The organism is Propionivibrio pelophilus DSM 12018 (genome assembly GCF_059569095.1).
Map to the genome: position 1 here is coordinate 21,738 of NZ_JCANUT010000048.1, position 9,651 is coordinate 31,388.

Here is a 9,651-nt window from a genome sequence, read left to right on the forward strand (position 1 = left end):
TTTCCGGTGGAACGGGTAGAATTCAACACAACCTAAGGAAACGCTGAAACAGTCGTCACCCCGGCGAAGGCCGGGGTCCGGTTCGTTGCATTTTCTGGGTTCCGGCCTTCGCCGGAATGACCAGTCTTCGACAACTCAGCGCTTCCGCAAGAATTCTAACCGCTTTCCAACCCTTCCCATGTCGGACAACTCCCCCGAAGATATCCTCATCAATTTCACCCCGCAGGAAACCCGGGTCGCCGTGATGTACCAGGGCGTGGTTCAGGAATTGCACATCGAGCGCAATGCCAGCCGCGGGCTGGTGGGCAACATTTACCTTGGTCGCGTCGTGCGCATCCTGCCCGGGATGCAGTCGGCGTTCATCGACGTCGGCCTGCAGCGCACTGCCTTCCTGCACGTCGCCGACATCTGGGAACCGCGCAATCCGGGCGATCCGGCACGGCCGATCGAGCGCATCCTGCACGAGGGACAGAGCATAGTCGTGCAGGTGATCAAGGATCCGATCGGCACCAAGGGTGCGCGCCTGTCCACGCAGATCTCGGTCGCCGGGCGAATGCTGGTGTATTTGCCGCAGGAAAAGCATATCGGCATCTCGCAACGCATCGAAAACGAGGCCGAGCGCGAAGTGCTGCGTGAAAAGCTCACACGACTGGTGCCGCCGACCGAACAGGGCGGCTACATCGTGCGGACGATGGCCGAGGGCGCCTCCGACGAGGAACTGGCCAACGACATCGAATACCTGCGCAAGCTCTGGTACGACATCCAGCTGCAGTCGAAGAACGTCGCGCCGCCCGGGATTCTCTATCGCGAGCTGTCGCTCGGCCTGCGCGTCCTGCGCGACTTCGTCAACGCCGACACGGTGCGCATCGTCATCGACTCGCGCGAGAATTTCCAGAAGCTGTCGTCGTTTGCCAAGGAGTACACGCCGGCCGTGCTGCCGCTGCTCAACCACTACATCGGCGAGCGTCCGCTCTTCGATCTCTACGGCATCGAACAGGAAATCCAGAAGGCGCTGGCCCGCCGGGTGGACCTCAAATCGGGCGGCTACCTGATCTTCGACCAGACCGAGGCGATGACCACCATCGACGTCAACACCGGCGGCTTCGTCGGCGTGCGCAACTTCGACGAGACGGTGTTCAAGACCAATCTCGAAGCCGCGCATACGATCGCCCGCCAGCTGCGTTTGCGCAACCTCGGCGGGATCATCATCATCGATTTCATCGACATGGACAGCGACGAACACCGCGACGCCGTGCTCGAGGAATTCAATCGGGCATTGGCCAGCGACCACACGCGGCTGACGGTGAACGGCTTCACCGCGCTCGGCCTCGTCGAGATGACCCGCAAGCGCACGCGCGAGTCGCTGGCGCACGTGCTCTGCGAGGAGTGCCCGACCTGCAACGGCCGCGGCGAGGTAAAGACGGCGCGCACGGTGTGCTACGAAATCCTGCGCGAACTGCTGCGCGAAGCGCGCCAGTTCAACGCGCGCGAGTTCCGCATCCTCGCCAGCGTGCCGGTCATCGACATCTTTCTCGACGAGGAATCGCAGGGCCTGGCGATGCTCTCGGACTTCATCGAGAAACCGATCTCCCTGAAGGCCGAACCGAGCTACTTGCAGGAGCAGTACGACATCGTTCTCCTGTAGCCGGACCTCGCGCTTCCCGGCGCCAGAAGCTATAGTGACGGGCATGATGCAACGTTCGACGATCATCGCCTGCGGGCTGGCTCTTCTGCTGGCGGCCTGCGGTGGCCTGTCCCTGACATCGGACAAGGCGCCGACAGCGGCGTCCGCCCGCCCGGCGGCCAGCGGTTCTGCCGTCGAGGTAACCCTCTACGCGCTGGGCTTGCTCGACACGGGCTATCGTTTCGGCGGCAAGAATCCGGAGGCGGGTCTCGATTGCAGCGGCATGGTTTCTTATGTTTTCAACCGCGCCGCCGGCATCCGCCTCAGCGGCAGCGCCGCCGACATCGCCCGCCAGGGCAAGCCGATCGATCGCGACGAACTGCGTCCCGGCGATCTGGTCTTCTTCAACACGCGCAATGCGCCCTTCACCCATGTCGGGATCTACATCGGTGACGAACGCTTCGTGCACGCGCCGTCGACCAACGGCCGCGTACGCATCGACCAACTCACCGCCCGCTACTACGCGCAGCGTTTCGAGGCGGCGCGGACCTATTTCGACTAGGCGGGGATCGGGCGATTTCCGCGCCCACTTGCCGGCAGAAATTTTTACACCGTTTTTATTTTCGGCGCGGGAAAATTCGCCGCGTTGAAACTTCCTTCCGGCGGCTTGCGCCGGGAACTGCATGAGAAAAACGCCTGGACAAGGCAGTGGTGGCTTCCGAAGCGACTGGCCGCGCTATCTGCTGACCGCGCTGGCCTGTGCCGCCACGACGCTGATCACGATGCCGCTGCTCGGCCATCTCGATCTGGCCAACATCGTGATGCTCTTCCTGCTCACGGTCCTGCTCGTTGCGGTCCTGCTCGGCCTGCGGTCGGCGTTGCTGGCGGCGTTTCTCAGCGTCGGCCTGTTCGACTTCTTTTTCGTCCCGCCGCGCTTCACCTTCGTGGTCAACGATGGCCAGTATCTCGTGACCTTTGCGGTGATGCTAATGGTGGCGATCATCACCGGCCGTTTGGCGGCCGGATTGCGTCATCGTGCCGATGAGTCGGCTGCGGCCGAACATCGTGCGCGGGCGTTGTCGGAGATGGCGCGCGAACTCTCCGGCGCGCTGAAGTTGGAACAGGTCGCCGAAATCACCGACCGCTTCCTCGACGCGCTGCTGAAGGCACGGGGCGAGATCCTGCTCTACGACCGGGTCGGCCGGCCGAAGCCGGATCTGGTCAAGCGGATGCCGGGCGTCGTCATCGAGCCGCGACTGGCGGCGATCGCCTTTGAACGCGGTGAGACGGTCGAATGCTCCTTGTTGGCCGCCAGCGGGTGCGCTGTGTTGTATTTGCCGTTGACGGCGCCGATGCGCGTGCGCGGCATCATCGCCGTTGCTCCCGCCACGACGTCTCCCGAGCCGCTGCTGGCGCAGCGGCCGCACCTGGAAACAATGGCGTCGCTGGTGGCAATAGCCATCGAACGCATCCATTATGTCGATGTCGCCCAGCGCACGCAGGTGCAGATCGTTTCGGAGCGCCTGCGCAGCTCGATCCTCTCTGCGTTATCGCACGACCTGCGTACGCCGCTGGCGGCGCTGGTCGGTCTTGCCGATTCCCTGGCGTGGAGCCGGCCGCCGCTCGGCGATGCGCAGCGCGAGTCGGCCGAGGCCATCCGAGAGCAGGCCGAACGGCTGTCCGGTCTGCTCGAGAACCTGCTCGACATGGCCCGTCTGCATGCCGGCAACGTGACGCTGCACAAGGAGTGGCAGCCGATCGAGGAAGTGATCGGTTCGAGCATCAAGCTGCTGGGCCGGGCGCTGGCCGAACACCCGGTCAAGGTGCGTCTTGCCGACAACCTGCCACTCGTCGAATTCGATGCAGTGCTGATCGAGCGGGTGTTCTGCAACCTGCTGGAAAACGCCGCCAAGTACTCGCCGTCGGGGCGCGCCATCGAGATCGACGTCGGGCTGCGCGATGAGCGGATGGCGATCAGCGTCGCCGACAGCGGCGCCGGTTTTTCGGCCGCCGAGACTGGAACCGACGCACTGTTCGAGATGTTCGTGCGCGGCGAATCGGAGTCGGCGCTTCCCGGCGTCGGTCTCGGGCTGGCCATCTGCCGGGCGATCGTCGAGGCGCACGGCGGCTCGATTGCCGCTGGAAATCGCGTTCAAGGCGGCGCCTGCGTCACCTTTTTCCTGCCGCTCGGAATGCCTCCGGTGATCGAGGAGGAAATGCTTACCGAACAGGAGGACGGGAAATGAAGGAACTCGCGCCTGTGGTGCTCGTCGTCGAGGACGAGAAGCAGATCCGGCGTTTCGTGCGTACCGCGCTGGAGGACGAGGGGTGCCGCGTGTTCGAGGCCGGCACGCTGGCCGGCGGCCTCGTCGAAGCCGGCGAACGCAAGCCCGATGTGATCATGCTCGACCTCGGCTTGCCGGATGGCAACGGCGTCGACTTCATCCGTGACCTGCGCGGCTGGTCGGACGCCCCGATCCTGGTGCTGTCGGCACGCTCCAACGAGAAGGACAAGGTGCAGGCACTCGACGCCGGCGCCGACGATTATCTGACCAAGCCGTTCGGCGTTGGCGAACTGCGGGCGCGGGCTCGCGCGTTGCTGCGGCGGCAGAGCCGGACCGAGGACGCCTCGCCGCTGTTCGAGTTCGGCGAGGTGAAGGTCGACCTCTCGCGGCGCGTCGTGACCCGCAACGGCGACCCGGTGCGGCTGACTCCGATCGAATACCGCCTGCTCTGCGTGCTGCTGGCCAACGTGGGCAAGGTGCTGACGCAGCGCCACCTGCTGCGCGAGGTGTGGGGGCCGTCGAGCGTCGAGAGCTATCACTACCTGCGCATCTACGTCGGCCACCTGCGCCACAAGCTGGAAATCGACCCCGCGCAGCCGCGTCACTTCCAGACGGAAACCGGCGTTGGCTACCGCTTCCAGCCCTGAAATTCATCCTGATTTTTCCGGAAATACCATGAGCCATGCAACAAACGCCCCTAATCCGGCACAATTCAGAACACTGACCCTGGCGGCGCTCGGCGTCGTCTTCGGCGACATCGGCACCAGCCCGCTGTACGCGATCCGTGAAGTCTTCGCCAGTCCGCATCACCCGGTGCCGATCACGCCGGACAACGTGCTCGGCATTCTTTCGCTGGTGTTCTGGGCGCTGATGCTGGTCATCAGCGGCAAGTACGTGTCGTTCATCATGCGTGCCGACAACCGCGGCGAAGGCGGCATCATGGCCCTGATGGCACTGGCCCTGCGTGACACCGGCGAGGGAAAAAAGCGCAACCTGATCCTCGTCCTGGGCCTGTTCGGCGCCGCGCTGTTCTATGGCGACGGCGTCATCACGCCGACGATTTCCGTGCTTTCGGCGGTCGAGGGGCTGCAGGTCATCACACCGGCCTTCACGCCGTTCATCATCCCGCTGGCGCTGGTCATCCTGGTCTTCCTGTTCGTCATCCAGCGGCACGGGACGGCCAGCGTCGGCAGACTCTTCGGTCCGGTTATGATTGTCTGGTTCGCCACCCTGACGGTGCTCGGCATCAACAGCATCCTGCTCGAACCCGGCGTGCTACGCGCGCTGAATCCGGCCTGGGCGTTATCGTTTTTCACGGCACACCCGGTTCTCGGTTTCTTTTCGCTCGGTGCCGTCGTTCTCGTCATTACCGGGGGCGAGGCGCTGTACGCCGACATGGGCCACTTCGGACGGCACCCGATCGCCACCGCCTGGTTCGGCATGGTGCTGCCGGCCCTGCTGATCAACTATTTCGGCCAGGGCGCGCTACTGCTTGCCAATCCCGCTGCCATCGAGAACCCCTTCTATCTGCTTGCCCCAACCTGGGCGCTGTACCCGATGGTCGCGCTGTCTACGGCGGCGACCGTCATCGCCTCGCAGGCCGTGATTTCCGGCGCCTTCTCGATCACCCAGCAAGCCATGCAGCTCGGCTATCTGCCGCGTTTCGAGGTCCGCCATACCTCGGAAAGCCAGATGGGCCAGATCTATCTCCCCGGCATCAACTGGTTGCTACTGGCTGCCGTGATCGCCGCAGTCATCGGCTTCGGATCATCCAGCAACATCGCGGCGGCCTACGGCATCGCGGTCACCGGCACCATGTTCATCACCAACCTGCTGGCCTTCGTCGTAGCCTGCAACGAATGGAAATGGCGGCCGTCGCTGGCCCTGGCGTGCCTCGTTCCGTTCGCGCTGATCGACCTCGGCTTCCTCGCCTCCAATTCGACGAAGATCATCGACGGCGGTTGGTTTCCGCTGGCCTTCGGTCTGCTGGTGTTTATCACCCTGTCTACCTGGAAGCGGGGGCGGCAGGTGCTGCATGAGAAACTCGGCCAGGACGGTATCCAGCTCGCGCCGTTCATCGAAAGCCTGGCGCTCGGCGGGACGACCCGCGTTCCCGGTACAGCGGTCTTTCTCACCGGCCGGCCGGAAGGCGTCCCGCGCGCGCTGCTGCACAGCCTCAAGCACTACAAGGTGCTGCACGAACGCATGGTGATCGTGACCATACGCATCTTCGACGTGCCCTACGTTCCGGAAATCGACCGCGTGGAAGTCAAGCCGCTCGGGCAGGACTTCTGGCAGGTGACCGTCCAGTACGGTTTCAAGGACGAACCCGACCTGCCCGAGGCGCTCACGCACTGCGCGCACTTCGGGCTGGAATTCGACATGATGGATACCTCGTTCTTCCTCGGCCGGGAAACACTGATCGCCCGCTTCGGCAAGGAGATGGCCTACTGGCGGGTGCTGCTTTTCTCGACGATGTTCCGCAACGCGACAAGCATCACGGCGTTCTTCAAGATCCCGTCGAACCGGGTGGTCGAACTGGGGTCGCAGGTCGTACTTTGACCCCGGCTTCGTTCAGCTCCCGGTTTTTCTGAAGAAGTACTCGTCCTGTTTCCGGCGCAGGGCGAGCAGTTCCGACGCCGGATCGATCTCGATGTCGGCCAGGGTGATCAGCGCTCCGGCAGCGACGTCGCGCACCAGCCGCCGGTTGGCCGCCAGATAGAACGGCACGGCATTGTCCGCGGCCAGCGGTCTTGCGGGATGCAGTTCGGCGGCGACACTGTCGATGGTGTGATGATGACCGCCCATCGACAGCGCGCTGCCGGCGCTCAGGGGGCGTGAGGCACGAGCGACGAGGTCGAGGTGCGGGCGCGGCGATTGGGCACCGCAGGAGCGGCCGAGCACCGCCGCTTCGAGAACGCTGGTTGCCGCTTCCAGCCCGAGCAGGTGTCGCGGGTTGAAGATCATCGCGCGCTTGGCGTCGCGCGAGACCAGGTGGCCTTTCTCCTCCAGCAGCTTCCAGGTTTCGGCATCGTCACAACGAACGATGACGAAGACGCCGCCGGCGAAACTGGCTTCGTCCGGCCGGCGCAGGCAGTGGAAGACGTCAAGTACGCCTTCGCGAGTGAGCAGGCCGTCCTCGTCAGTGGCCCCGAGCAGGCTGGGCACTTCGGGAATCCGGGCGATCGGCGCGTGCAGGTCGGCGCGGTCGGGAACCAGCCCGGTCGAGTTGGCCACGACCAGCAGTTCGCACAGGTCGGGCACGGCACGCTGTGGCAGGGCGGCGCAGACGCGCGCGCGATGTTCGGCGACGTCGGCCGCATCCTGTTCGCCGAGTGCGAGGTGGTCGGCCAGTGCCGGCAGCGCATGGGTCTCGCCGTTGCAGGTCAACACACCCGTTTTCTCGTCGAAGACGAAGTCGTACTCGCTCGACTTGCCCGCCGCGATGATTTCGAAGCCGAGTGTTTCCGCCCAGGTGATCAGCCCGATCAGCAGGCTCGGCTGGTCGCCGTCGACCGGGGTCACGACCTTGCCGCGGGTTCGGGCGAGGCAGGTAAGATACGGGCCGATGACGCTATCGACTTCCTTGGATACGAGAACCAGATGATGGCCCGCTTCGATCGCCTGCCGGCCGTGACGCGCGCCGGCTTCCGGGTTGCCGGTTGCTTCCACGACGACGTCGAGCGGCAGGCCGACAACGGTCGTCAGGTCGGCCGCGGCAATGTACTTGCCGGCATCCCAGGCAGCTTTGGCTTCACCAGCGGTGCCGCAGACGGCGACCTCGGTTTCGGCAATGCCTACCGCGACGAAGCTCCGGGCGGCGACGGTGGCGTCGATGTCGACGGCGACGCGCACGTTCATCAACGGCACGCGGAGTCCCTGGGCGATGAAGCTCCGCCCGAAGCCGCCACTGCCGACGACGCAGGTTTCGACGGGGCGTTGCGCGGCGGAAAAATAGTCGAGATGGTTCATGCTGACATTCGCTCCTTGATGGGAAGGATTTATCAAGCTCGGCAAGCTGATTGCCTAATTGCATGCAATAATTCTTGTGTAAATAGTTTTTACACGCCTAGTCCCGTTCGCGTCAACGTATTAAATGCAATTTATCCAAAAACACGAATTTTCCTTCGACCGCCATGCTTGAAAACCACCACGGCAGCCGCACCCAGCTCGCCGCAGATGGTCTGCGGCAATTGATCATCGCCGGCGACTTGCGTCCCGGCCAACGCCTTTCCGAGCGCGAACTCGGCGAATATGTGCACGGCCTGTCGCGCACGCCGTTGCGCGAAGCGCTGAAGGTTCTCGCCGCCGAGGGGCTGGTAACGATTTCGCCGAACCGCGGCGCGACGGTCACGGCGCTCAGCGTTACCGAAGTCGAGGACATACTGGAACTGATCGTCGGCCTCGAAGGACTCGCGGTGGAGCGGGCGTGTCAGCGCGTCAGCGACGCCGATTTCGCCGCGATGGAGGTATTGCATCGCCAGATGCACGACTGCTTTCGCGACGGTCGCCTGATGGATTATTTCGAGACCAACCAGCGAATTCACCAGATGCTCGTCGACGCTGCCGGCAACCGCGAACTCTCCCGCCTGTATGCCAGCGAATGTGCGCGCATCAGGCGCTATCGCTACGCCGGAAACCGCCAGCCTGCGCGCTGGGAACGGGCGATCGCGGAACACGACCAGATGTTCGTGGCGTTAACGGAACGCGACGGCCCGTTGTTGCGGGAGATGCTCCGCGCCCACCACCGCAATGGCTGGCGCACGGCCCGCAACCTCGTTGCGGAGGAACTGGGGGTCGAAGAAACAGCGGCCGGAGAAGGGGGGCGTTATTGAATCCGGCCCGGCCGCCCCATCCGACATGCGGTCTGCTGCTGTTATCCAGAATCGAAAAGGCCAGTCCGATGTGACTGGCCTTTTTGCTTATGGGTACGAAGGCTGCCTACGCCACCCCATAGACGAGATCCCTGAGGAAAAGGGAGAGCTGCGGCACGTAGGTGATGATCATGAGGAAGCTGAAGATGGCGAGAACGAAGGGGATCAGCTGCTTGATCATCCGGTCGAGCGGAATCTTGGCTACCGTGCAGGCCGCGAAGAGATTCACCCCGAACGGCGGCGTAATCATCCCCATCGCCAGGTTCACCACCATGATCATGCCGAAATGCACCGGATCCACCCCGAACTTCGCCGCCACCGGCACCAGGATCGGCGCCAGCACGATGATCGACGCCGAGGTCTCGATGAACATGCCAATCAAGAACAGTGCGGCATTGACACCCAGCAGGAACATGCCGCCGGAGGTCAGATGCGCCTTCAGGAAGTCGCCGATCGCTTCCGGCACGCCCGCCCGGGTGATCAGCAGGCTGAACAGGCCAGCGTTGGCGATTATGAACATGATCACCGCCGAGGAGATCACGGACTTGCGGAAGATGACGTAGAGGTCCTTGAACTGGATCTCGCGGTAGATCAGCATGCCGACGATCAGGGCGTAGAAGACGGCGACGACCGCGGCTTCGGTCGGGGTGAACACGCCCCCGTAGATGCCGCCGAGGATGATCACCGGCATCATCAGCGCCAGCGCGGCTTCCCTGCCGGCTTGCTTGAAGGGCATCCGGCCGAGGTGGTCGTCCTTCCCGTAGCCTTTGACCTTGGACCAGAGCCAGACGAAGAACATCAGGCCGCCGCCGATCAGCAGGCCGGGACCGAAGCCGGCGATGAACAGTTCGCCGATGGAGACTTCGGC

The 9,651-nt window shown here is 63.9% G+C and carries 8 protein-coding genes; 6 read left to right on the top strand and 2 right to left on the bottom strand.

Annotated features, from left to right (window positions below; all coding sequences use genetic code 11):
• Window positions 1-178: 178 nt before the first annotated feature.
• The 5 genes from rng to BO74_RS16195 all read left to right on the top strand — a co-directional run bounded on the left by rng (window position 179) and on the right by BO74_RS16195 (window position 6,471).
• On the top strand, window positions 179-1,645 hold the full coding sequence (gene rng / locus BO74_RS16175) for a ribonuclease G (RefSeq protein ID WP_496443603.1): 1,467 nt from the start codon (window positions 179-181) through the stop codon (window positions 1,643-1,645).
• 43 nt (window positions 1,646-1,688) lie between these two features.
• Window positions 1,689-2,186 carry a C40 family peptidase gene (locus tag BO74_RS16180; protein ID WP_496443605.1) on the top strand — a complete coding sequence of 166 codons (498 nt, stop codon included), beginning with the start codon at window positions 1,689-1,691 and terminating at the stop codon, window positions 2,184-2,186.
• Window positions 2,187-2,307: 121 nt separating this feature from the next.
• On the top strand, window positions 2,308-3,870 hold the full coding sequence (locus BO74_RS16185) for a DUF4118 domain-containing protein (RefSeq protein WP_496443607.1): 1,563 nt from the start codon (window positions 2,308-2,310) through the stop codon (window positions 3,868-3,870).
• On the top strand, window positions 3,867-4,556 hold the full coding sequence (kdpE, locus tag BO74_RS16190) for a two-component system response regulator KdpE (RefSeq protein ID WP_496443609.1): 690 nt from the start codon (window positions 3,867-3,869) through the stop codon (window positions 4,554-4,556). The genes BO74_RS16185 and kdpE overlap by 4 nt, the downstream gene beginning before the upstream one ends.
• A 28-nt stretch (window positions 4,557-4,584) precedes the next feature.
• A complete protein-coding gene (locus BO74_RS16195; protein ID WP_496443611.1) occupies window positions 4,585-6,471 on the top strand; it encodes a potassium transporter Kup in 1,887 nt (628 codons plus the stop codon).
• Window positions 6,472-6,483: 12 nt separating this feature from the next.
• Here BO74_RS16195 and BO74_RS16200 read toward each other — a convergent pair whose 3' ends face one another.
• On the bottom strand, window positions 6,484-7,881 hold the full coding sequence (locus BO74_RS16200; protein WP_496443613.1) for an NAD(P)H-dependent oxidoreductase: 1,398 nt from the start codon (window positions 7,879-7,881) through the stop codon (window positions 6,484-6,486).
• Window positions 7,882-8,045: 164 nt separating this feature from the next.
• Here BO74_RS16200 and BO74_RS16205 point away from each other — a divergent pair, with 164 nt between their 5' ends.
• Complete coding sequence (locus BO74_RS16205; RefSeq protein WP_496443615.1) at window positions 8,046-8,744, top strand: GntR family transcriptional regulator; 699 nt, start codon at window positions 8,046-8,048, stop codon at window positions 8,742-8,744.
• 106 nt (window positions 8,745-8,850) lie between these two features.
• On the opposite strand, the gene BO74_RS16210 is transcribed toward BO74_RS16205, so the two are convergent.
• A partial coding sequence (locus BO74_RS16210) for a TRAP transporter large permease (RefSeq protein ID WP_496443617.1) occupies window positions 8,851-9,651 on the bottom strand: 801 nt, incomplete at its 5' end.